Source organism: Janibacter anophelis NBRC 107843, from assembly GCF_001570945.1.
In the GTDB taxonomy this organism is placed as follows: domain Bacteria; phylum Actinomycetota; class Actinomycetes; order Actinomycetales; family Dermatophilaceae; genus Janibacter; species Janibacter anophelis.
The window spans coordinates 12043-33862 of the sequence record NZ_BCSQ01000018.1 but is presented as its reverse complement, the minus strand read 5'-3'; the positions used below and the strand labels follow the sequence as shown (position 1 = coordinate 33862).

The following is a 21820-nucleotide window of genomic DNA, read 5'->3' as shown; positions in this document are numbered from 1 at the left end:
CCTCGTTCACGGCGCGAGTGCCTGACACGATGATCGACCAATGCAAGGACCAGGGGAGTGAACGATGACGGGTGTCACCCACGGGGCGGACGCCGCACGGCTGCGGGACATCGCGACGACGATGCGCGGCCAAGGCCAGCGGGTGCAGGAGATCGGCGACGAGCTGGTGCCGCTCGCGGCCATGCTGCAGGAGGCCTGGGGCGGGCCTGATGCCGAGCACCTACTCACGCAGGTCGAGGGCCTGCGACCCACCATCGCCGGCACGGGCGCGACGCTCGTGGCCTGGGCGGAGGAGCTGCGTGGGCAGGCGGACCAGCAGGAGGCCGGGTCCGGTGAGAGCGGTGGCGCAGGAGGACCCGGTGGGCCGGGAGGCGGCGGAGCCAACCCGTTCGCCGGTCTGCGCGCGCAGGGTGGCGCGCCGACCGGAGGCAACCCGCTCCTCGGTGGTGCAGGGAACCCGCTCCGGGGGGAGGGCGGTGTGCCGCTGACGAACGCCTTCACCCGGGAGGCGGGTGGGGGGAAGGAGGAGCCTCCACAAGCCATCGGTGAGGGGTCGCAGGTCGATCGAGGACGCAACATCCAGCCCGGATTCACCACGAACACGGACACACCAGGGAGTGACAAGCCGGGGCTGAAGGTCCGGATGACCGGCACGGAGACCGTGGAGACCTCCCCGGAGTTCGTCGACTCCGAGGGACGCAGCGTGCAGACCTCGACGCTGACCGTGAGGGTCGAGGCGGGTCTGGTCGGCGACGCCGGAGGCAAGACGACAGGAGGCGGCTTCAGCGGGACCGGTGGCACGGAGGTCAGCTACTCGGTCACTGCCCCGGTCGGTGTGGACCCGGCCACCATCGACCCGACGGACCCCGCGTCGTGGCCACCCGGCACGAGCGTGCGGCTCAACGAGGACTACTTCGTGGCCCTCCAGGCGGACGTGCGCTTCCGCGGGCTCCTGGCCAGCGCCGGGATCGAGTCCGGCTCCGGGGCCTTCGTCGAGGTGTCGAAGGGCGACGGTGACGAGGTCACCGTGCTCGTCGGGGACAGCGAGTTCAGTCGTGCCTCCATGTCGCTGGGAGTCGGCAGCACGGAGGCCAACGCCCAGGTGACCGCGTCCAGCGGCGTCACGACGGGCACGGCCAAGGAGGTGACGCTGGACCTGTCCACCCCTGCGGGGCAGGAGGCCTACCGAGGGATCCTTGAGGACGGCTCGATACCGGCGGCCGACAGCGCGGGGGTCGTCGACGTCGCTGACGTCACCGTACTCAACGCGTCCCGGTCCCTCGGCGCCTCCGGCACACTGGGCGACATCACGATGGGCGGCACCCTCTCGAGCTGGGAGGTCGGGGGAGTGCAACGCACCCACGCCGACGGGTCCACCACGCTGGAGTGGAGCGGTCAGTCCGCCGGCACCCAGGTGGGTGGCGTGGCGACCTTCGACCCGGACGGCAACATGATCGTCGAGGACAACACCTACTACATGCGCATGGAAGGGGTCGACCCGGCCACCGCGGGCAACTACAACCGCATCTACCTCGACCGGGATGTCAGCCCGACGACGGAGCAGAACGTCGTGCTCACCCTCACCCACGACGACCTGACCGCGATGAGGTCGCAGGCGGCGGTGACCCAGGCCAACATGATCAACGCCAATCCGCAGGACTATCCGGACTTCCCGATACCCGCGGACGGGAGCGTCAGTGCCACGGACGTGCTGCGGCACTGCGAGGACAACCCCGACGCCGTCTTCGAGCTGGGCGGCGCCGACAGCGCGACCCAGCTGATCCTCGGCGCGCAGAGCGACCAAGAGATCCTGCGCGGCATGATGGCGAAGGACCCCTTGGTCTACCAGCAGGAGCTGGCCACCGACTACTACACCTACAACGACCGTGAGCGCGTGAGGCCCGTCGGCGAGATCACGAGCCAGCGGTCGTCGGGCTGATGCCCCACCCGCGCACCCTCGTCGTCGGCGCCGGCATCGTCGGGCTCGCGGTCGCCCGCGAGCTGCAGCGCACCCGGCCCGACGCCGAGGTCGTGGTGCTCGACAAGGAGGCGCAGGTCGGCGCCCACCAGACCAGCCACAACTCCGGGGTCGTCCACGCGGGCGTCTACTACCCACCCGGCTCGCTCAAGGCGCGCCTGTGCCGTCGCGGGGTCGGGCTGCTGCGTGAGTACACACAGGAGCGCGGCATCACCTACGACGAGGTCGGCAAGGTCGTGGTGGCCGTCGACCGAGACGACGAGGCGCGGCTCGAGGAGGTGCAGCGGCGGGCCGTGGCCAACGGGGTCCCGGGCGTGGTCCGCCTCGGTCCCGACGGGTTGCGTGACCTCGAGACGCACGTGCGCGGCCGCGCTGCACTGCACTCTCCGACGACGGCGATCACCGACTTCCCGGCCGTCGCCCGGGCGATCGCCGACGACGTGACCACGGGCGAAGGGAGGATCCTCCTGGGCCACGAGGTGGTCGCCATCCGCCCCCTTCGCTCCGGTGTGGAGGTGCTCGTCGAGCACGCGGGGGAGCGCACCCGCCTCGCCGCGGACCGCCTCCTCCTGTGCGGCGGACTCCACGTCGACCGGCTGGCCCGGATGGCCGGTGGCGACCCGGACCCGCGGATCGTGCCCTTCCGCGGCGAGTACCACCTGCTCGCCCCTGAGCGGCGCGACCTCGTGCGCGGCCTCGTCTACCCGGTGCCGGACCCGGCGCTGCCCTTCCTCGGGGTGCACCTGACCCGCCGGGTCGACGGGAGCGTCGACGTCGGGCCCAACGCGGTCCTCGCCACGGCCCGCGAGGGCTACCGACTGCGGGATATTGCCGTGCCCGACCTCCTCGAGACGCTGACGTGGCCCGGCATGCGGCCGGTGGCCGCGCGCCACTGGCGCACCGGCGCGGTCGAGGTCCTCGGCTCGGTCTCCGCGCGGCGATTCGCGGCCGCCGCCCGCCGCTACGTCCCGGAGCTGCGCGACGCCGACCTCGTGCCCGGTGGCGCGGGTGTGCGAGCCCAGGCGGTGGGGCGTGACGGGTCGCTCGTCGACGACTTCGTCATCGAGCAGGTCGGACCGGTGACCGCTGTGCGCAATGCGCCGTCACCGGCGGCGACGTCGAGCCTCGCGATCGCCGAGGAGGTCGTCGCACGACTCGGTCGCTGACCCTCAGAGGACGCCGCGCAGGATCTCTGCGGTGCGCCCGTAGAGCCGCGGCGCGGCGGCCAGCGCCTCGGCGGTGCCGGGGAGGATGGTCTCGACGTACATGCCGGTGTCCTCACGCATGATCCACGAGGTGGCGTTGGTGTCCCGGCCGCCGCGCGAGACGAGCACCGCGTCAGCCTCACCCCACGTCGTCGCTCCAGGCAGGTGGCGCAGGTCCATGTACGAGAGCATGAATCGCTCGCCGACCTGCGACAGCTTGACCCCGAGAGCCTGCTCGACGACGTCGTAGATCTTCATCGCCGGCAGCTCGGAGGCGGTCCGCGCGGTGCGGAAGGCCTGTCGCACGCGGCCGGCGACCTCCACGAGGTCACCGTCCGAGACGTCGATGTGCACGGGCATGACGTTGATGAACCAGCCGGCGGCCAGCAGCCACTCGGGGGCGTCGCGCGTGTGCACCGGGTTGAGGAACCGCAGGGACTGCGCCTGACCGAGTTCGCGGCCGGCGAGACCGACGGCGGCGTAGACCAGCTGAGTCGTGCGCGTGCCGAGTCGCTCGGCGGCCGCGTCCAGCGCGGCTGCTTCGTCCCCGGTCAGCAGGAGCTGTTGCTGGTGCTCCAGCTCGACCGGCTCGTCGACGACCGTGCCCAGGGGGAGAGGGAAGCGGCCGAGCTCCTGGTCGCCCGCAAACCAGAAGTCGGCCCAGCCGGGCAGGGACGGGTGGTTGATGTCGACGTCGGCGACCCGCTCCCGCTCGACCTGCGCGAAGTCCATGAAGTCACCGACCGGCGGCAACTCGGTCGCGGCACCCCCGACCTCCTCGGTGTAGAGCGCGTCGAGCTCGTAGTAGACGAGGAAGAAGGAGAAGCCGTCCGTGTAGCTGTGGTCGAGCCCGATGTAGAAGATCGTCTCGTCCTCGCCCGCGACCGCGCGGAAGGAGTAGCCGATGCGCCCGAGGGGATTGCACCCCGCGCGGAAGTCGTCGCTGACGCGCTCGTTGACCTCGTCGGCGGTGACGGGTCCCCCTTCGCGTGGGGTGAACGCGATGTCGGCGGGCGCGAGGTCGACGCGCGTCCACCCGGTGGGACGGTCAGCGTCGGCGACGAACCAACCGCGCATGACGCCGTGACGCTGCACCCAGCGGGTGATGGCGCGGGCCATCGCCTCGGCGTCGAAGCGGCCGGGCACCCGGTAGGTGAAGCCGAGCCAGATGTCGTCCTGCTCACCGGTCTCGCTCGTCTCGGTGCGCAGGTCGAGGTGGGCCGCCTGCATGAAGGAGGGCTGCCGGTCGCCCGGCACCGCGCTCGCCATGGCCGACTCCATCGAGGTCGTCGGTGTGAAGGCGAGGTAGGTGCCGTCGATGGTCGTCCGGTCGGTGATGCGGCTCATCGTCATCATGGGAGGGCCTCCGGGTGGGGGACGTAGGGGCGGGAGGTCTCGGTCTCGACGATGCGGGCGAAGCGCTCGGCCACGCCGTCGAGCCATGCCTCGCTGCCGTCGGCGAGGGGCAGGCGCGTCGCCAGGGAGACGCCCTCGGGCAGGATGGTCAGCCACATGTGGCACTGGCTGCTCGGGGGCACGTCGCCGAGGTGGATGGCCGAGCCGAGGGGACGCCACCACTCGTGGCCGTCGATGCGCGAGCCGTCGATGATCGACAGGACGATCTGCGGGTGCATGGGCACGTCGAGCAGTTGCGAGACGAGGCCGAGGGGCAGCGCTGCCGCCGGCGCGCTCTCCCGCCAGGCGCGCACGCCCTCGATGACCCAGTCGCGCGTGGTCGCTCCGGCGGGCAGGGACATCGACAGCGGGGCCACCCCGGCGAACCAGCCGACGGAGTCCATCCACAACGGGGACGGCCGACCGTGGGTGGACATGAGTGCGTGCGACCGCTCGCCGATCGCCTGCATGAGGATGGCGGTCCACAACATGCCGGTGGGGAAGCCCTCGGCCGCGTAGCCCAGGGCGAGCCGGGCGGCCCGGTCTCCGTCGCAGATGTCGTGGCGGACCAAGCGGTGGTCGTAGCGGCCGGCGGGGTCGATGCCCGATGCCGCGGGAGCGGGCGGGATGCGCCCTTCGGCGAGGAAGGAGCGCCACGGTGCCAGGCGAGGATCCTCGGTGGTCGTGCTCGCGCCGACGGCGACCTCCTGCTCGGCGACGTCGACGTAGCTGGGGGAGTGGTGCTGCTCGTGGACGTCGTTGACGATCGCCGTGTGGAGTCCGGCCACGTGGCCCACCGCCCCGTAGGCGGACAACCCGTCGAAGGTCACGTGGTCGAAGGCGGCGTGCAGGACGTGCCCCTGGTCGGTCGCGACGGAGACTAAGGCGCACGCCGGTCGGCGGGTCGGGCGGCAGCTCGCGTGGAACTCGCGCCGGAGCAGCTCGCACAGCTCGTCCGGGTCGTGCGGTCCGAGCGGTCGTGGCGTGAGCGCGAGGTCGTCGGGCGCCAGCGTGCGGCGCTGCGGCCGGCCCTCGGTGAGACGCAGGTTGCTGCGCAGCGACTCGTGCTGACGGATCCACGCGGTGAGCGTCCGCTGCACGGTCTCGCAGGTTGCGCCGGGCAGCAGGACGGAGAAGCCGATCCACGCGGAGTGGTCCGCGGTGCCGTCGGGGTCCTCGTGCAGTCGCCCGTGCTGGTCGTGGCTGGGTGGACGGGGGTCGAGAGGGGCGTCGTCCCACGCGGCGAGGCTCGCTGCTGCGATCTCCCAGCGGGTGACGTCACCACCGCACAGGCGGCCCGGGGTCAGGGCTGAGGGGATCAAGGGCGGACCTTCGGTCGCAGGGTGGTTCAGACCGAAAACCACTGTGGCAGTCTCGAGTTCGCCCCGCGACCCGATCCGCTGTGATCTGGGTCGCTCAGCCGGTGGGGGGTCCTGCGACGAGGGCGACGCCGGTGAGGACGACGACCGCGACGACGAGCGCCCCGGCGGCGGCGAGCGGGCGGCGGAGCCCGCCGGAGACGATCCGTTCGAAGGGGGTGACGGCCTCTCCCTTCGCCTGCAGTCGCCACGTGCTCGAGAGGTGACCGCCGCGGTCGAGCCAGCGCTCGGTCCACAGCGTGACGAGCGGCGGGATCGCGGAGAGCAGGGCGATGACTCCGTGCTTGGTGCTCCAACGACCGTCGATCCACACGATCACGGTCACGAGGACGTAGGCGATGAAGACGATGCCGTGCAGCATCCCGCCGATGCGGACCCCGAGCTCGGTGGTCTCCGTGACGTACTTGAGGAACATCCCGATGAGCAGGAGGGTCCAGGTCACGGCCTCGGCGGTCGCGACGAAGGTGTAGAGACGGCGGGGGGACGGCAGGGTCATGGGCCCATGGTCACCGACGGGTGACGAAGGGGTGAAATCGACCCGATTTCGAGGTGGCGAACCGCTCGGGTAATCTCTCCCGCGGAGGATTCGCATAGTGGCCTAGTGCGCGCGCTTGGAAAGCGCGTTGAGTGAAAGCTCTCAGGGGTTCGAATCCCCTATCCTCCGCCACGACCCACAGGCCCGTCCGCACTGCGCGGGGCGGGCCTGCGTCATGCCGCTCCCGGGGCGCGTTGGATCCCGGACCGACGGCGACGTAGACTCTGCGATCGGCACCCCGCGTGGTGGTACCTCGCCGAACTCCCCCAGGGCAGGAATGCAGCAAGGGTAGGTGAGCTCTTCCAGGTACGCGGGGTGTCCTCGTGTCCGGACCCGGGCGAAACACGCGGCGGTCTCTCGAGTGGCGTGCGGCGCAGATCCCTCTAGGTTGGTGACCAAGCGGTCGCGACCGCGGCCGCAGCCCACCCCGAGGAGGGGACTCATGGACACGTGGATCTGGATCATCATCGGCGTCGTGCTGCTGCTCGTCGTCATCGGACTGATCGTGGCCCTGTCACGCGGGTCGAAGGCCAAGCGCATCGAGCGCGAGCGCGCAGAGGCCGAGCAGCTGCGCATGGAGGCCGCCGAGCGAGAGCGGCAGACCCGCGAGAGCCAGGCCGCAGCGGCCGCGACCGACGCGGACGCCCGCGCCGCACAGGCAGAGGCGGAGCGCCAGGCGGCGCACGCTGATCGTCAGGCCGCCGAGGCCGAGCAGCGTCGCGTCGAGGCGGAGCGGATGCAGCAGGAGGCGCAGGCGCGCTCCCAGGTTGCTGCCGACGACCAGCGCGCCTACGAGGAGAAGCTCCGGGAGGCCGACGCCAAGGACCCGGACGTGCGCACCGATGACGAAGGTCGCCGGATCACTGACGTCGACGACCAGGGCCGACGGATCGACGACGTCGACGAGCGGGGCTCCGTGGACGACACGACCCGTCGTGACGTGCGACCGGACGACGTGCGCCAGGACGACGTGCGCCACGACGACCGGCGCGACGGTGGGGTCGGCACGGGGACGGCCGTGGCCGGTGGCGCCGCCGTGGGCGCCGGGGGTGCCGCCGCAGGTGCGACCGCCTTCGGTGACGAGCGGGATGGCGTTGGGCACGACACGCGTGACGCCGGTCTGCCGGACCAGCCGGGTCAAGCCGGTGGGTTCCGGGACGAGTCGGGCCATGCCGGTGGGTTCCGTGATGAGACGCGGGATGCTGGTGGGTTCCGTGACGAGTCGCGGGATGCTGGTGGGTTCCGTGACGACAACCGTGACGGCTTCCGCGACGGCGTCATCGAGTCAGAGGACTCCTACGCCGACGCTCCGGCCAGCCCGGCCACGCCGGGTTCGCCCCCCGTGGAGGGGGCGAACGACCCGACGCGCGGCTGGGAGACCCAGGACCCGGCCGTGACCGGGGGAGCGGGCGCGCGAGACCCCGAGGTCGACCAGCCCGGTGTCGGGGTGGCCTCCGCCGAGCCCGGTCACACCCAGCACGGGGCTGCGCCGGTCGACGCCGAGTCGGCCCCACGGACCGCCGACGGGTGGGAGTCCTCGGACCCCTCGCGATCCGACGTACGTCACGAGCCGGGGACGGTGCCCCCCGCGGGAGCCGAGCCCGCGCCCGGGACCGCTGACGGTTGGGAGTCCTCCGACCCCACCCGTCCCGACATGAGGACGGAGGGTGACCTCCCTTCGTCCACCGGTCCGGAGGACACGCGCGGACCCTCGCACCTCGACGCCGAGGAGCGGCCCGGCGGCGACCACGCCAAGCCGGGTCTCATCGACAAGCTGCGCGGTAAGGTCGAGGACATCCGCGGGGACGAGGGTCCCCGCAGGTGACCTGACGACCGTCGGGCCCGTCACCACCACGGTGGCGGGCCCGACGCGTGCCCCCGACACACAAGGAGACTCGTGAAGATCGCCATCATCCTCGGCAGCACCCGACCCGGCCGCTTCGGCGCCCAGGTCGCGGACTGGGTCATGGAGCAGGTGGCCGGTCGCGACGACGCGGAGTACGTGCTCGTCGACCTCGCCGAGTACGACCTGGACCTGCTCAACGAGCCGACCGTCCCCGGGGCGGCCAAGCGCCAGTACGACAATCCCAAGACTCGCCGGTGGAGCGAGACGATCGACCAGTTCGACGGGTTCGTCTTCGTCACGCCGGAGTACAACCACGGCGTACCCGCCGCGCTGAAGAACGCCTTCGACGTCCTCTACCCGGAGTGGCTGCACAAGGGGGTGGCGCTCGTCTCCTACGGCGCCGATGGTGGCGTGCGGGCCGTCGAGCACTGGCGCACGATCCTCGCCAACGTGCAGATGCACGTCACGCGCGGCCAGGTCTCGTTCAGCACGATGCTCGAGGTCGAGGAGGACGGAGCGGTCTTCGCCCCTGCCGAGCGCCGCGTCAAGGAGCTGGGCAATGTCCTGAAGCAGCTGACGCGACTGACCGAGGCGACCTCCTCCCTTCGCCCCTGATCGTTGACTCCAGCGCACCGGCGCCGCTGACGCGGCGTCGGTGCGCTGCGTTGTGCACAAGCGGGCTCGGGGGGAGGCTGCTGTCGTGCGCCGCACGTAGAGTCGTGCCGTGAGCACCGCGCTGTACCGCCGCTACCGCCCCGAGTCCTTCGCCGACGTCATCGGGCAGGAGCACGTGACCGATCCGCTGATGCAGGCGCTGCGGTCCGGTCGGGTCAACCACGCCTACCTCTTCTCGGGGCCACGTGGCTGCGGCAAGACGACGAGTGCGCGCATCCTGGCGCGGTGCCTCAACTGCGAGGAGGGGCCGACCCCCACCCCCTGCGGCCGCTGCGACTCGTGCGTGGCGCTCGCGCGCGGTGGGGCCGGCACGGTCGACGTCATCGAGATCGACGCGGCGAGCCACGGTGGTGTCGACGACGCCCGTGACCTGCGCGAGCGGGCCTCCTTCGGCCCGGCGCAGAGCCGCTACAAGATCTACATCATCGACGAGGCGCACATGGTGACGCCGCAGGGCTTCAACGCGCTGCTCAAGATCGTCGAGGAGCCGCCCGAGCACGTGAAGTTCATCTTCGCCACGACCGAACCCGAAAAGGTCATCGGCACGATCCGCTCGCGCACCCACCACTACCCCTTCCGACTCGTCCCCCCGGTGCGGCTGCAGGACTACATGGCGCAGCTGTGCGAGGCAGAGGGCGTGCAGGTCGAGCCCGGCGTGCTCTCCTTCGTCGTCCGTGCGGGTGGCGGCTCGGTGCGTGACTCGCTGTCGGTCCTCGACCAGCTCATGGCCGGCAGCGACGAGCAGGGGCTGACCTACGAGCGCGCGGCCGCGCTGCTCGGGTTCACCGACGGCGAGCTGCTCGACGCTGCCGTCACCGCCTTCGGCGCGGGTGACGCCGCGGGTGTCTTCAAGGTCATCGACTCCGTGATCGAGACCGGGCTGGACCCGCGGCGCTTCGTCGAGGACCTCCTCGAGCGATTCCGCGATCTCATCGTCGTCGCGGCGGCACCGGACGGCGCGGCGGCGATCCTGCGGGGCGTCCCCGGCGACCAGATCGACCGGATGAGGCAGCAGTCCGCGGTCTTCGGTCCGGCGTCGCTCTCGCGGGCCGCCGACATCGTCAACGCCGGCCTGACCGAGATGACCGGAGCCACCTCACCCCGGGTCCAGCTCGAGATCATCGCCGCACGCGTCCTGCTGCCGGCTGCGGCAGGCGAGTCGGGCTACGCGGCGCGCCTCGACCGCATCGAGCGGCGGCTCGAGGTCGGTGGCGTGCCGTCGGGTGGGGGAGTGCCCTCGGGCGCGGTGGCCGAGCCGGCGTCCCAGGCTCCGCCGCGACCCGCGCCGACGCCGCAGGCGGCTCCACCCAGCCAACCCGAGCCCGCCCCCGCGCATTCGCCCGGGGAAGTGCGCGAATCTGCGCCGGCAGCCGCGCGTTCGCCCAGGGAAGTGCGCGATTCTGCGCCGACTCCCGCGCATTCGCCCGGGGAAGTGCGCGATTCTGCGCCTGCTCCCGCGCATTTGCCCGGGGAGATGCGCGACTCGGGGGTCGCGACGCCTCAGCCGACGGAGAGCGAGTCGACGCCTCAGCCGACGGAGAGTGCATCGGCGCCTCAGCCGACGGGCACGACGGCTGGAGGCATCGACGTCGAGGCGCTGCGCCGCAGCTGGCCGGACGTCCTCGGACGGATCTACCAGATGCGCCGCGCGACCTGGACCTTCCTCTCGGAGCACGCGCAGGTGCTCAGCTACGACGGCCAGCGCCTGGTGCTCGGCATCGCCACGGTCGGACTGGCCAATGCCTTCCGCATCGGGTCGCACGCGGAGGTCGTGCGCCAGGCGCTCATCGACACCCTCGGTGTCGATGCCCGGGTCGAAGGGGTGCCGCACGACACCGGCTCCACCCCCACCGGAGGCGGCGCACAGGCCACGACGGCCCGGTCCGCGCCCGCGCCGGACGCCCCCACGTCCGGTGCCGCCGCCGGCGGAGGACCGGGTGCGCCCGACACGAGTGGTGGGGCAGCGCCCCAGCAGGCACCGGCGGACGCCTCACCTCCGCCGGCCGACGTCGGCGTGCCCGCGCCGGTGGCCGGACCCGCCGGATCCGACTGGGGGAGTGCGCCATCGACCGCGGCGTCCGCGCCGGCCTGGGCCACCGCACCCGCCCCTGAACCCGCCGCTCCTCCTGAGCCCACGCGACCGGCCGAGCCGGACGACTCCTCGGTCAGCGACGACGACGAGGACATCATCGACGCGGGGGCCGCCGGGCCGGCCGTCATCGAGCGCATCCTCGGTGGGACGGTCATCCGCGAGGAGTGAGGGTCGATGTCCCGCGCTGACGGTCCCGGGGCGTAGGGTCGAGGCGTGTACGAAGGCGTGGTCCAGGACCTGATCGACGAACTCGGGCGACTCCCCGGGGTCGGCCCCAAGAGTGCCCAGCGGATCGCCTTCCACCTGCTGCAGGCCGACCCGCAGGACGTCCAGCGACTCGTCCAGACGCTCAGCGAGGTCAAGGACAAGGTCGCCTTCTGCGAGACGTGCGGCAACGTCGCCGAGGGACCGCAGTGCCGCATCTGCGCCGACCCCCGCCGCGACGCCACCGCCATCTGCGTCGTCGAGGAGCCCAAGGACGTCGTGGCCATCGAGCGGACCCGTGAGTTCCGCGGCCGCTACCACGTCCTCGGCGGAGCGATCAGTCCCATGGACGGCGTCGGTCCCGACGACCTGCGCTTCACCGAACTCATGTCGCGCCTGTCCGACGGCACGGTCGCCGAGGTCATCATCGCCACCGACCCCAACCTCGAGGGCGAGGCGACCGCGTCCTACACGGCGCGGCTGCTCTCCCCCTTCGAGATCAAGGTCACCCGCCTCGCCTCCGGGCTGCCGGTCGGCGGCGACCTCGAGTACGCCGACGAGGTCACGCTCGGGCGGGCCTTCGAGGGGAGGAAGCTGCTCAGTGCCTGACGAGACCACCCTGCTCGCCGACGAGTGCGCCGCCGAGGCACGCACCTGGCTGGCGACCGTCGCCGACATCGCCTCCGGGGCCGCCCCCGAGAGCGCGATTCCCCTGCTGCTGCTCACGACCAGCCAGATCCAGCTCGTCGGCGCCCGCCTCGGGGCCATCGCCGACGTCGTCCTCGAGGAGCGCTTCGAGCAGGACCCGGGTCCCGACACCGAGCTCGACCCCCTGCGCGTCGGTCTGGCCCAGCTGCTCGAGGGCGTCGACGACTACGCCGACGTCGTCGACCCGGTCACCTCCGTCGAGACCACTCGCGGCGCCCTGAGCAATGACCTGGCCGCCATCGCCTCGGCTCTGGCGCACGGCCTGGCCCATCACGACGCCGGACGCGGTGTGGAGGCCCTCTGGTGGTGGCAGTACAGCTACCTCGCCGACTGGGGCGATCGGGCGGCGATGGCCGTGCGCGTGCTGCAGACGTTGCTCGCACACCTGCGCCTGGACGCCGACGCGGAGGTCGTCGGCGAGGCGGAGTTCGACGCGCTCAACACCTGACTCCTCGGCTGCGCTCCCGCTCGCCGAAGGGTCACGTCTGGGTCTCGACCGACCCCCGACCGTGGACGCGACTCGGACCGACGCGCTCCGGTCGTTATCCTCGTGGGGTCGTGCCGGTCCGCGCCCGGGCCGGACCCGCGAACCAATCCACGGAGCTGTCCTTGAGCCTGGTTGTCCAGAAGTACGGCGGATCGTCGCTCGCTGATGCTGAGAGCATCAAGCGTGTGGCGCACCGCATCGTCGAGACCAAGAAGGCGGGGCACGACGTCTGTGTCGTCGTCTCCGCCATGGGCGACACGACCGACGAGCTGCTCGACCTCGCCGAGCAGGTCAGCCCGGTCCCGCCGCCCCGCGAGATGGACATGCTCCTCACCGCCGGCGAGCGCATGTCGATGGCCCTGGTCGCCATGGCCATCGCCGACCTCGGCCACAGCGTGCGGTCCTTCACCGGCAGCCAGGCCGGTGTCATCACCGACACCGAGCACGGCAAGGCCAAGATCATCGACGTCACGCCCGGCCGGATCACCGAGGCCGTGGGCAAGAAGCACATCGTCATCGTCGCCGGGTTCCAGGGCGTCAGCCAGGGCACCAAGGAGATCACCACCCTCGGTCGCGGTGGCTCCGACACCACCGCCGTGGCCCTCGCCGCGGCGCTCGGGGCCGATGTCTGCGAGATCTACACCGACGTCGACGGCATCTTCACCGCGGACCCCCGCATCGTCCCCAAGGCCCACAAGATGGACCGCATCTCCCACGACGAGATGCTGGAGCTGGCCGCCAGTGGCGCCAAGGTCCTGCACCTGCGGTGCGTCGAGTACGCGCGCCGCTTCGACATCCCCATCCACGTGCGTTCGTCCTTCTCCTCGAAGGAAGGCACGTGGGTGCTGCCCCCCGACACCGAAGGAGCCGAAGGCATGGAAGAACCGATCATCGCGGGCGTCGCCCACGACAGCAGCGAGGCCAAGATCACCATCGTCGGCGTCCCTGACGAGCCGGGCCGCGCGGGCCAGATCTTCACGACCATCGCCGAGGCACAGGTCAACATCGACATGATCGTGCAAAACGTCTCGGAGGCCGACACCGGCCGCACCGACATCTCCTTCACCCTGCCGATGTCCGACGGCCAGAAGGCGGTCGAGGCCCTCATGCGGACCAAGGACGAGGTCGGCTTCGAGTCGATCCAGTACGACGACCAGATCGGCAAGCTCTCGCTCGTCGGCGCCGGGATGCGGACCAACCCCGGTGTCTCGGCGACCTTCTTCCGTGCGCTCGCCGACGCCGGCATCAACATCGAGATGATCTCGACCTCCGAGATCCGCATCTCCGTGGTGACCCGGGCCGACCAGCTCAACGATGCTCTCCAAGCCCTGCACACCGCCTTCGGACTGGACTCCGAGGACGGCGAGGCGGTCGTCTACGCGGGCACCGGCAGGTGAGACCCGCCCCGTCGTCCTCCACCCGGCCCACGCTGGCCCTGGTGGGGGCGACGGGACGCTTCGCGGAGGCGATCGTCTCGGCGCTCGCCCTGCGTGACGACGTCTGGGGCGAGATCCGGCTGCTCGCGCCGGGAGTGACCACGCGCACCCTGAGCGTCCGGGGCAGCGAGGAGCCCATCGAGATGCTGCGGGAGGACTCCTTCGAGGGCGTCGACGTCGCCCTGTTCAACCTCTCGCCCGAGATCACCCCCGAGTGGGCGGCCCTGGCGGTCGCCGCCGGGGCCGTGGTCGTCGACGCCAGTGCGGCGCACCGCACCGACCCCGAGGTGCCGCTCGTCGTCCCGGGGATCAACACCGAGCTCGTCGCCCAGCGGCCCAAGGGGATCATCGCCCTGCCGGGTCCGGTCACCTGGGGCCTGATCGACGCCGCGCACGTCCTCCACCAGGGGTGGGAGCTGCAGCACCTCGTCGTCACCGGCCTCATCGCCGCCGTCTCCAAGTCCGACCGGGGTGTGGCACGGCTGCGCGAGGAGCTGCACACCGTGGCCTCCGACGCGACGATCGGCCAGCACCCCGGCGACGTACGGGCCGCGGTCTCCGACCTCCCGGTGGCCTCCCCCTTCCCGGCGCCGTTGGCCCTCAACGTCATCCCGTGGGTCGGCAACGCCGACGAAGGGGGATTCACCTCCGCCGAGCTGGCGGTGGGTGAGGAGGTGCGCAAGGTCCTCGGCCTCGCGGAGAACGTTCCCGTCGTCGTCACGCTCGTGCAGGTGCCGGTCGTCCTCGCGCACTCCATGGCCCTGCACGCCCGGTGCGCGCGTCCCATCGCGATCGACAAGGTGCGGCAGGCCTGCGTCGCCGCGCCCTCGCTCGTCCACCTCGACGAGCAGACCGGCGAGGTCCCGACCCCCGTCGACTCGGTCGGGATCGACCCACGCTTCGTCGGTCGGATCCGCCAGCCGAAGGGGGCCGGCCACCACGTCGACCTCTTCGTCAGCGCCGACACCACGCGTCGCGGCGCCAGCGCCATGCTCCTCGTCGCGGAGCTCGTCCGCGACGAACTCACCGCCTCCTGACTCCGGTCTGCCGGGCGTCGTCCGGGGCGCCGGGACGCCCGCGCGTCACCCCTTTCGACCTACGGGTGATCGAGACCACGGCGACGAAGGGGGGCTCGTGGCCAGTCGGTGACCTCCGCGCAACCATCCCGTCACTCCACGCGTCAACAGTGGTGAGAGGCCGGGACGGTCTCGGTCAGGGAACGATCTGCGCCTGTGACTTGTGTGACTGGTGTGGTCAGAGTGAATGTATGAGCCACGTACACTTGTGGTAGGGCGGGATCAGATGAGCGATAGGGGTCAAGAGGTGGATGAGCACTCGGACGACGCACCGGTTTCGTACCGCGTCGTCGGCTTCGATGAACTCGAGGGCGCGGCTGCCGCGCACTTCCGACGTCAGCGACGTCGTCGTCTGCTGCTCTTCGTGACCCTCCCCGGCCTGCTGCTCGGCACCGCCACCGTCGCGACCGCCTACGGCACGGGCCTCATCGGCACCGAGACCGCGACCTGCCAGCCGGTCTCCGCGCCCGCGCCGGCGCGAGACTCCTTCGACATCAAGCTGCTCAACAGCAACGACACCAACGGGCTCGGCAGTGACGTCGCGCGCGAGCTCGGACTGCGCGACTTCAAGATCGCGTCCGTCGGCAACGCCGACAGCTCGGTCTACGTCAAGGGCGCGGCGACGATCTACCACGGCCCGGAGGGCCTGGACAACGCCCTGCTGCTGCAGAAGCAGATCCCCGGCGCCAAGATCTGGAACGACGCTCGTCCCGGCACCAATGTCCAGCTCGTGCTGGGCTACGGCTTCGACAAGCTCGTCGACGAGCCGGACCCGCCGCTGCCCGCCCCCTCCGAGATCCGCGTCAACGTGTACAACACGACGTGGAAGGAGGGCCTGGCCTCCGAGACCGCGTCCGGTCTCAAGGACCGCAAGTTCAAGATCGGCAAGACGGGCAATGACCCGCGGATGAGCTTCCTCGAGGACGAGGTGGCGATCATCCGCTTCGGTCCCGACGGGCAGCGCGCCGCCAAGCGCCTCGCCGAGCAGATCGACGGCGTGCAGCTGCAAAAGGACGACCGCGCCGGGGCCACCGTCTCGCTCGTCCTGGGCAACAAGTACGAGGGCCTGAAGCCCGCGTCCTCCGTCCCCGAGGCCAAGCCGTACGTGCGCCCGGCGGAGACAATCCAGAAGCCCTGCACGGCGGCCGAGAAATGACCGTTCGCACCGTCGCGATCCTCACCGCGGGTGGGATCGCGCCCTGCCTCTCCTCGGCGGTCGGCGGACTCATCGAGCGGTACACGCGAGTCGCGCCCGACGTGCGGATCATCGGCTACCTCGACGGCTACGCCGGTCTGCTCGCTGGCCGCAGCATCGAGGTCACCGACGAGGTGCGTGCCGGGGCCTCCCGCCTCCACGACTTCGGCGGGTCGCCGCTCGGCAACTCCCGGGTCAAGCTGACCAACGCGGCCGATCTCGAGGCGCGTGGTCTCGTGGCGAAGGGGGCCGACCCCCTGCGCGTCGCCGCGGACCAGCTCACCGCGGACGGCGTCGACGTCCTGCACACCATCGGCGGCGACGACACCAACACGACCGCGGCGGACCTCGCCGCGCACCTGGCCGAGCACGGCCACGAGATGCGGGTCGTCGGTCTGCCCAAGACGATCGACAACGACATCGTCCCCATCCGGCAGAGCCTCGGCGCCTGGACCGCGGCCGAGCAGGGCGCGCTCTTCGCCCGCAACGTCATCGGCGAGCACTCGTCCAATCCGCGCATGCTCGTGGTCCACGAGGTCATGGGTCGGCACAGCGGATGGCTGACCGCCGAGACCGCGCGGCGCTACCGGGCCGACCTGGCGACCCGCGAGTTCGTCCCCGGCATCGGCAACGACCGGCGACGGTGGGACGTGCACGCCGTGTACGTGCCGGAGCTCGCCATCGACCTCGACGGCGAAGGGCGGCGCCTGGCCGCCGTCATGGATGAGTTCGGGTGCGTCAACGTCTTCGTTGCCGAGGGGGCAGGCGTCGACGAGATCGTCGCCGCGATGGAGGCCGCCGGGCAGGACGTGCCGCGCGACGCCTTCGGCCACGTGCGCCTCGACGACCTCGACCCCGGGGAGCGTCTCGCGTCGGACGTCGCCGAGCGCGTGGGCGCGGAGAAGTCGAAGGTGTGGAAGTCGGGCTACTTCGCCCGCTCCGCCGCCCCGAACGCCGAGGACCTCGACCTCATCGCCCGCTGCACCGAGCTCGCCGTGGCCGCAGCCCTCGACGGCCGCTCCGGTGTCGTCGGCCAGGACACGGAGCGCGGCGACGAGCTGCGCGTCATCGAGTTCGACCGCATCGCCGGCGGTGGGGCCTTCGACCCGGGCGTCGACTGGTTCGTCGAGCTGCTCGAGGACATCGGCCAGCCGCGCGGCTGAGTCAGGCGCCGTGCTTGCGGCGCAGCGACCACATCTGGGGGGAGTGCTCGACCTCGACGGCCGCGTCCCAGGCCAGGCCGCCGGGGGCGGTCTCGCGGCGGAAGCTGCGCACCAGGCGACGCGCCAGGTCCGGGTCGGTGGCCGCCCGGGCGGCCACCGCGCGCGCGGCACCCTCGACCTCGGCGTCGTCGTGGGCGGACCAGGCGATCCCGAGCTCGACGGCGCGCTCGCCGGACACCTCCTCACCGAAGAGGCCCATGGCTGCGGTGACCTCTCGGCCAGCCACCCGGTGGAGCAGGTGGAGGTGCCCACCTCCCGGGTGAATGCCGATCTGGGCGAAGCCGGGCAGCAGGCGGGCGGTGCGGGAGACGATGCGCAGGTCGGTGGCGAGGGCGAGGTTCAGGCCCGCGCCGACCGCGGCGCCGCGCACGGCGGCGATGGTCGGCAGGTCGATCGACCCGATCGTGGTGAAGGCGGAGTAGACCGTCTCGAGGTTGCGGTAGGCGGTGTCCTCGACCGGGTCCTTGCCGGTCTCGGCCAGGACCGAGCGGACCGCCCCGGCACAGAAGTGCTGCCCGCCGGTGACGATGACCGCGCCCACCGAGGCATCGGTCTCCGCGGTGCGGGTGGCGTCGATGAGCTCGCGGGACATCTCGACCGACAGGGCGTTGCGGCGGTCGGGCGCGTCGAGCGTGATCGTCGCGATCCCGTCGGCGACGTCGTAGCGGACCTCGGTCATCGGATCTCCTTCGTGTAGAACCAGCGGCCACCGCGGCGGGTGAACTCACTGCGCTCGGCGAGCTCGCCCCCTTCGTACCGGGCGACGAAGTCGACGACGCCGGTCGCGTCGTCGACGCCCCCGTCGACCACCTCGCGGATCTCCAGCCCCAGCCAGCGGGTGTCGTCGAGCTGGACCTGCTTGGGCCGTGTGCGCCCGTCCCACGTGCGCCACAGGTGCTCCGCGTTGACGTAGACGTGCGCGGTGTAGCGGCTGCGCATGAGCTCCTCGGCCGTGGCGGCCTGGCGCTCCATCGAGAGCAGCGGACCGCAGCACTGTGCGTACGGCAGCCCGGATCCGCAGGGGCAGGGGTCGTCGCTCATGCCTGCAGGGTAGGTCAGTCGCGCGGTGCGGTGCTCCCGATGTGCGCGGCCAGGGCGTCCGCGAGCGCCTGGCCGTCGCCGGCCTCCAGCAGGTCCACGAGGTCGTCGTGCTCGCGGGTGATGGCGAGCATGTGACGGCGGGGCGTGGCTTCGCCGAGGCGGGCGAGCCGGACGAAGGCGCCCAGCTGGTCGAGCAGCAGCAGGAGCGTCGGCATGCCCGCGACCTCGGCGAGCGCGCGGTGGAAGTCCTCGTCCGCGGCGAGGAAGGCGGCGGCGTCGTCCCCCGTCGCCTGGCGTCGTTGGCGGTCGACGAGTGCGCGGAGCCGCTCGAGGTCGTCGTCCGTGCGCACCTCACTGGCTCGGCGGGCGCCGGTGCCCTCCAAGGCAATGCGAAGGGAGGTCACCTCCCGTCGGTGCTCGGGCGAGACGTCGACGACCCGCAGCTGCCGGCGCGGGCCGGGCACGAGCAGGCCCTCGCTCGTCAACGCGCGCAGCGCCTCACGCACCGGGGTGCGCGAGACGCCGTGCTCGGCGGCGGTGGTGGCCTCGTCGACCGGGTCCCCGGGCGCCAGGCGCCCGGAGAGGATCGCGTCCCGCAGGTCGGCGTGGAGACGGCCGGCCTTGGTCGAGGGCGAAGGGGAGGTCGTCACCGGTTACTTGGCGAAGATCATCGACTCGTCGGCGAAGGCCTTGAACTCCATGGCGTTGCCGGCGGGGTCGAGGAAGAACATCGTCCACTGCTCGCCCGGCTGGCCCTCGAAGCGCAGGTAGGGCTCGATCACGAACTCGGCGCCCGCGGCCTGCATCTTGCCGGCGAGGTCGTGGAAGTCGTCGTAGGACAGGACGGCGCCGAAGTGGGGGACCGGCACCTGGTGGTCGTCGACCGGGTTGTGGCCGGCCGGGCCGGGGGAACCGGCGGCGGTCTGGTGGGTGACGACCTGGTGCCCGTAGAAGTTCCAGTCGACCCACAGGGTGTCCGAGCGGCCCTCGCTCAGACCGAGCACACCTCCGTAGAACTCGCGCGCCGCGGCGATGTCGTCGACGGGGATGGCCAGGTGGAAGCAGGGGCGGTCGGTCATGGGTCCTCCTCGGTAGCGGTGACCCAATGTATGCAACACCACGACTTGTATACAAGTGAGAGATGTCCAGGAACGACAAAACCGGCCCTGATCCGTTGGACCAGAGCCGGTTTCGGCGGGTCGGGGTGACAGGATTTGAACCTGCGGCCTCTTCGTCCCGAACGAAGCGCGCTACCAAGCTGCGCCACACCCCGAGGTGCTCACCACCTGCATCAGGCAGCGACAAGGAAGGATAACCCAGTCGCCCTGCCGAGCAACAATCGGGGCTACTCCACGGTGGCCGGGCCCCCTTCGCCCAGCGGTGTCGAGGTCTCCGACAGCGGGTCGGTGCCCTGGGTCGTCTCCTCCGGCAAGGGGACGACGGGGTCCGTCGCGGTGTCCTGCGGCGGCGGTGGGGTCCAGGTCTGGGTGGGCTCGGGCGTCCACGTCGCGGTCGGCTCCGGCGTCCACTGCTGGGTGGTGGTTGGCTCCGGCGTCCACTGCTGGGTGGTGGTTGGCTCCGGGGTCCACTCGGGGGTGCTGCTCGTCTCCGGCGGGGTCCACTCCGGCGTCGTCGACGTCTCGGTCGGCTCCTCCATCGTCTCCGAGTCGGTCGACGAGGCACTGCTGGAGGAGAAGCTGCTCGAGGTGCTCGAGGTCCTGCTCTTGGACGACGTCGAGGAGGAGGACGTCGATGACGACGAGCTCGTCGAGAGCGTCGGCGCCGGCGGCAGGTCCACCGGTGGCGTCGAGCTGGCCACCGCCCATGCCGAGGCACTGCCGGCGAAGAGCGTCGCAGCGGTCAGGAAGACGATGTCGCGTGGCTTCATCGGTTCAGCTCCTCGGAGACGAGTGTCATGAGAGTGGCCTCGGGGCGGCAGGCGAAGCGCACCGGAGCGTAGCGCGAGGCGCCCAACCCGGCGGAGACGTGCAGCCATGCGGGGTCCTGCGGGGCCGGCGCGGAGGTGCCGGCCCCCGGCCACCAGCGGGAGACCCCCTTCGCCCGCTTGCGGTCCAGGTCGCAGTTTGTGACGAGTGCGCCCACGCCCGGGACGCACAGCTGGCCACCGTGGGTGTGACCGGCGATGACGAGGCGCGCGCCATCGCCGGTCATCGCGTCGAGCACCCGCTGGTAGGGCGCGTGGGCGACGCCGATCGTCGTTGTTCCCGCGCTCGCCGGCCCGCTGACGCTCGCGTAGTCGTCGCGGCCGATGTGCGGGTCGTCGACGCCGACGAGGTCGAGTCGCTGCCCGCCGACGTCGAGGCTCGTGCGGGCGTTGTCGAGGTCGATCCACCCCCGGGAGGTCATCCCCTCCCGCAGCTCGTCGGTCGGCAGGTGGACGCGCTCGGCGACGACCTTGGCGTAGTCCTTGGTGAGGTAGCGCGCCGGGTTCTTCGGCGTGGGGGCGTAGTAGTCGTTGGACCCCATGACGAAGACGCCCGGCCGCTCCAGCAGCGGCCCGAGCGCGTCGAGGGCCACCGGCACGGCCTGCAGGTGGCTGAGGTTGTCGCCCGTGTTGACGACGAGGTCCGGCTCGAGGGAGGCCAGGTCGCGGATCCACTCCGCCTTGGCGCGCTGGCCGGGGACCATGTGGATGTCGCTCACCTGCAGCACCCGGACCGGGAGGGATCCCGCCGGCAGCACCGGCACCGTGTACCGACGAAGGGCGAACAGGCGCGGCTCGACGAGAGTGCCCCACGCGAGGGCACCGATCCCGGCCGCGGCGATGCCGCCGGCGAGGGAGCGGGCGGTTGGGGGAGCGGTCACGGGCCCATCCTCGCAAAGTGGACGACGCAGCGGGGAGACGCTGCGACAATCGGTGCATGAGCGACTCCCTGAAGACCACCCTCCAGCACGACCTGCACGCGGCCATGCGCGCCCGCGAGCAGGTCACGGTCGCCACGCTGCGCATGGCGCTCACCGCCATCAGCACCGCGGAGGTCTCTGGGACGTCCGCCCGTGAGCTCAGTGACGACGAGACGCTCAAGGTCCTGGCCAAGGAGGCCAAGAAGCGCAAGGAGTCGGCCACCGCGTACCGCGACGCCGGGCGCCCCGAGCTCGCCGAGCGTGAGGAGGCCGAGCTCGCCGTCCTCGAGACCTACCTGCCCGAGCAGCTCGGTGACGAGGAGCTCACCGCCATCGTGGACCGTGCCGTCGAGCAGGTCGGAGCCACCTCGATGGCCCAGATGGGTCAGGTCATGCAGGTCGCGCAGGCGGAGGTCGCCGGCCGAGCCGACGGCGGTGCCGTCGCGGCCAAGGTCAAGGCGCGCCTGGCCGGCTGAGCCG

At 71.6% G+C, this 21820-nt stretch carries 21 protein-coding genes, 2 tRNA genes and 1 other RNA gene; 15 read left to right on the top strand and 9 right to left on the bottom strand.

Annotated elements, in window-relative coordinates:
- Positions 1 to 64 precede the first annotated feature (64 nt).
- Both JAN01S_RS06655 and lhgD read left to right on the top strand, forming a co-directional pair.
- Positions 65 to 1939 carry a WXG100 family type VII secretion target gene (locus tag JAN01S_RS06655; protein WP_068315541.1) on the top strand — a complete coding sequence of 625 codons (1875 nt, stop codon included), beginning with the start codon at positions 65 to 67 and terminating at the stop codon, positions 1937 to 1939.
- A complete protein-coding gene (gene lhgD / locus JAN01S_RS06650; RefSeq protein WP_068315538.1) occupies positions 1939 to 3144 on the top strand; it encodes an L-2-hydroxyglutarate dehydrogenase in 1206 nt (401 codons plus the stop codon). Before JAN01S_RS06655 ends, lhgD begins: the two co-directional genes overlap by 1 nt.
- Positions 3145 to 3147: 3 nt before the next feature.
- Here lhgD and JAN01S_RS06645 read toward each other — a convergent pair whose 3' ends face one another.
- The 3 genes from JAN01S_RS06645 to JAN01S_RS06635 all read right to left on the bottom strand — a co-directional run bounded on the left by JAN01S_RS06645 (position 3148) and on the right by JAN01S_RS06635 (position 6453).
- Positions 3148 to 4530, bottom strand: a complete 1383-nt coding sequence (locus tag JAN01S_RS06645; protein WP_169797177.1) for a condensation domain-containing protein — start codon at positions 4528 to 4530, stop codon at positions 3148 to 3150.
- 5 nt (positions 4531 to 4535) lie between these two features.
- Positions 4536 to 5900, bottom strand: coding sequence for a non-ribosomal peptide synthetase (locus JAN01S_RS06640; RefSeq protein WP_068315532.1), 1365 nt, complete (start codon positions 5898 to 5900; stop codon positions 4536 to 4538).
- A 94-nt stretch (positions 5901 to 5994) separates the two neighbouring features.
- A complete protein-coding gene (locus tag JAN01S_RS06635; protein WP_068315530.1) occupies positions 5995 to 6453 on the bottom strand; it encodes a DUF3817 domain-containing protein in 459 nt (152 codons plus the stop codon).
- Positions 6454 to 6536: 83 nt separating this feature from the next.
- On the opposite strand from JAN01S_RS06635, the gene JAN01S_RS06630 reads away from it, so the two are divergent.
- From JAN01S_RS06630 to JAN01S_RS06580, 11 genes are all read left to right on the top strand, one after another.
- Positions 6537 to 6624, top strand: a tRNA-Ser gene (locus JAN01S_RS06630).
- Positions 6625 to 6721: 97 nt separating this feature from the next.
- An RNA gene (gene ffs, locus JAN01S_RS06625) (signal recognition particle sRNA small type) lies at positions 6722 to 6818 on the top strand.
- A gap of 116 nt (positions 6819 to 6934) precedes the next feature.
- Positions 6935 to 8317 (top strand): hypothetical protein, encoded by a 1383-nt coding sequence (locus JAN01S_RS06620; RefSeq protein WP_068315527.1) that lies wholly within the window; start codon positions 6935 to 6937, stop codon positions 8315 to 8317.
- Between the two features lie 72 nt (positions 8318 to 8389).
- Positions 8390 to 8953, top strand: a complete 564-nt coding sequence (locus JAN01S_RS06615; protein WP_068315524.1) for an NADPH-dependent FMN reductase — start codon at positions 8390 to 8392, stop codon at positions 8951 to 8953.
- Positions 8954 to 9062: 109 nt separating this feature from the next.
- The gene (locus JAN01S_RS06610; protein ID WP_068315522.1) at positions 9063 to 11273 is read left to right on the top strand and encodes a DNA polymerase III subunit gamma and tau; all 2211 of its coding nucleotides are present in this window, start codon (positions 9063 to 9065) and stop codon (positions 11271 to 11273) included.
- A gap of 45 nt (positions 11274 to 11318) precedes the next feature.
- On the top strand, positions 11319 to 11918 hold the full coding sequence (gene recR, locus JAN01S_RS06605; RefSeq protein WP_068315519.1) for a recombination mediator RecR: 600 nt from the start codon (positions 11319 to 11321) through the stop codon (positions 11916 to 11918).
- Entirely contained in the window at positions 11911 to 12465 is a 555-nt protein-coding gene (locus JAN01S_RS06600; RefSeq protein WP_068315518.1) for a DUF5063 domain-containing protein, read from the top strand. The genes recR and JAN01S_RS06600 overlap by 8 nt, the downstream gene beginning before the upstream one ends.
- Positions 12466 to 12626: 161 nt before the next feature.
- Positions 12627 to 13901, top strand: coding sequence for an aspartate kinase (locus JAN01S_RS06595; RefSeq protein WP_068315608.1), 1275 nt, complete (start codon positions 12627 to 12629; stop codon positions 13899 to 13901).
- 41 nt (positions 13902 to 13942) lie between these two features.
- A complete protein-coding gene (locus JAN01S_RS06590) occupies positions 13943 to 14977 on the top strand; it encodes an Asd/ArgC dimerization domain-containing protein (protein WP_068315517.1) in 1035 nt (344 codons plus the stop codon).
- A gap of 286 nt (positions 14978 to 15263) precedes the next feature.
- Positions 15264 to 16172 carry a LytR C-terminal domain-containing protein gene (locus tag JAN01S_RS06585; RefSeq protein ID WP_068315513.1) on the top strand — a complete coding sequence of 303 codons (909 nt, stop codon included), beginning with the start codon at positions 15264 to 15266 and terminating at the stop codon, positions 16170 to 16172.
- Positions 16169 to 17374, top strand: a complete 1206-nt coding sequence (locus JAN01S_RS06580; protein WP_068315511.1) for a pyrophosphate--fructose-6-phosphate 1-phosphotransferase — start codon at positions 16169 to 16171, stop codon at positions 17372 to 17374. Before JAN01S_RS06585 ends, JAN01S_RS06580 begins: the two co-directional genes overlap by 4 nt.
- Before the next feature lies 1 nt (position 17375).
- Here JAN01S_RS06580 and JAN01S_RS06575 read toward each other — a convergent pair whose 3' ends face one another.
- From JAN01S_RS06575 to JAN01S_RS06555, 5 genes are all read right to left on the bottom strand, one after another.
- Positions 17376 to 18113 (bottom strand): enoyl-CoA hydratase-related protein, encoded by a 738-nt coding sequence (locus JAN01S_RS06575; RefSeq protein ID WP_068315508.1) that lies wholly within the window; start codon positions 18111 to 18113, stop codon positions 17376 to 17378.
- Positions 18110 to 18475 carry a YchJ family protein gene (locus tag JAN01S_RS06570; RefSeq protein WP_068315505.1) on the bottom strand — a complete coding sequence of 122 codons (366 nt, stop codon included), beginning with the start codon at positions 18473 to 18475 and terminating at the stop codon, positions 18110 to 18112. Before JAN01S_RS06570 ends, JAN01S_RS06575 begins: the two co-directional genes overlap by 4 nt.
- Positions 18476 to 18489: 14 nt before the next feature.
- Complete coding sequence (locus JAN01S_RS06565; protein WP_068315502.1) at positions 18490 to 19125, bottom strand: GntR family transcriptional regulator; 636 nt, start codon at positions 19123 to 19125, stop codon at positions 18490 to 18492.
- A gap of 3 nt (positions 19126 to 19128) precedes the next feature.
- Positions 19129 to 19554: a VOC family protein gene (locus JAN01S_RS06560; RefSeq protein ID WP_068315499.1), complete on the bottom strand. Its 426-nt coding sequence runs from the start codon at positions 19552 to 19554 to the stop codon at positions 19129 to 19131.
- A 120-nt stretch (positions 19555 to 19674) separates the two neighbouring features.
- Positions 19675 to 19748 (bottom strand) — tRNA-Pro (locus JAN01S_RS06555).
- Positions 19749 to 19830: 82 nt separating this feature from the next.
- Between JAN01S_RS06555 and JAN01S_RS16850 the strand changes: the two genes are divergently transcribed.
- Positions 19831 to 20394, top strand: coding sequence for a hypothetical protein (locus tag JAN01S_RS16850; RefSeq protein WP_157075634.1), 564 nt, complete (start codon positions 19831 to 19833; stop codon positions 20392 to 20394).
- On the opposite strand, the gene JAN01S_RS06540 is transcribed toward JAN01S_RS16850, so the two are convergent.
- A complete protein-coding gene (locus JAN01S_RS06540) occupies positions 20360 to 21301 on the bottom strand; it encodes a metallophosphoesterase (RefSeq protein ID WP_068315489.1) in 942 nt (313 codons plus the stop codon). The two genes, JAN01S_RS16850 and JAN01S_RS06540, sit on opposite strands and share 35 nt — an antisense overlap.
- A 56-nt stretch (positions 21302 to 21357) precedes the next feature.
- On the opposite strand from JAN01S_RS06540, the gene JAN01S_RS06535 reads away from it, so the two are divergent.
- A complete protein-coding gene (locus JAN01S_RS06535; RefSeq protein ID WP_068315486.1) occupies positions 21358 to 21816 on the top strand; it encodes a GatB/YqeY domain-containing protein in 459 nt (152 codons plus the stop codon).
- Positions 21817 to 21820 lie beyond the last annotated feature (4 nt).

What these genes read in the sequence shown, in the direction of transcription:
- JAN01S_RS06655 (WP_068315541.1), top strand. Translation starts at nt 65, where the DNA reads ATGACGGGTGTCACCCACGGGGCGGACGCCGCACGGCTGCGGGACATC.
- lhgD (WP_068315538.1), top strand. Translation starts at nt 1,939, where the DNA reads ATGCCCCACCCGCGCACCCTCGTCGTCGGCGCCGGCATCGTCGGGCTC.
- JAN01S_RS06645 (WP_169797177.1), bottom strand. Translation starts at nt 4,530, where the DNA reads ATGAGCCGCATCACCGACCGGACGACCATCGACGGCACCTACCTCGCC.
- JAN01S_RS06635 (WP_068315530.1), bottom strand. Translation starts at nt 6,453, where the DNA reads ATGACCCTGCCGTCCCCCCGCCGTCTCTACACCTTCGTCGCGACCGCC.
- JAN01S_RS06620 (WP_068315527.1), top strand. Translation starts at nt 6,935, where the DNA reads ATGGACACGTGGATCTGGATCATCATCGGCGTCGTGCTGCTGCTCGTC.
- JAN01S_RS06580 (WP_068315511.1), top strand. Translation starts at nt 16,169, where the DNA reads ATGACCGTTCGCACCGTCGCGATCCTCACCGCGGGTGGGATCGCGCCC.
- JAN01S_RS06575 (WP_068315508.1), bottom strand. Translation starts at nt 18,113, where the DNA reads ATGACCGAGGTCCGCTACGACGTCGCCGACGGGATCGCGACGATCACG.
- JAN01S_RS06570 (WP_068315505.1), bottom strand. Translation starts at nt 18,475, where the DNA reads ATGAGCGACGACCCCTGCCCCTGCGGATCCGGGCTGCCGTACGCACAG.
- JAN01S_RS06560 (WP_068315499.1), bottom strand. Translation starts at nt 19,554, where the DNA reads ATGACCGACCGCCCCTGCTTCCACCTGGCCATCCCCGTCGACGACATC.
- JAN01S_RS06535 (WP_068315486.1), top strand. Translation starts at nt 21,358, where the DNA reads ATGAGCGACTCCCTGAAGACCACCCTCCAGCACGACCTGCACGCGGCC.